Below are 243 nucleotides of genomic sequence, written 5' to 3' on the forward strand. Positions count from 1 at the left end.
GAACCAGGCCCCGGCTCAGACCAGTGACCCGGACGATCCGCTTGATGGGCACGCCTTCGGCCCCCATCTGCTGGATCAGCATGTTGGTTTTCTGGCGCCGTTGAAAGCCTTCGAATTGCAGACGTTCCGCCGCCGTCAGAATGCCGGGATCCAGTTCAGCGCTGCAGGCCGTTCTTCTTATGACGGGCATTGCTCGACGGACGGCGGCCAGAAACGCATCGCTCGCGTTCTGCAGGAGATGCC

1 pseudogene is annotated in these 243 nt (G+C 62.1%); it reads right to left on the reverse strand.

Annotated elements, in window-relative coordinates:
* Nucleotides 1–243 (reverse strand): annotated as a pseudogene (locus AB4874_RS20130) (ISL3 family transposase); the annotation flags it as partial.

The sequence above is a fragment of the Thioclava arctica genome, assembly GCF_040892615.1.
Taxonomy (GTDB): domain Bacteria; phylum Pseudomonadota; class Alphaproteobacteria; order Rhodobacterales; family Rhodobacteraceae; genus Thioclava; species Thioclava arctica.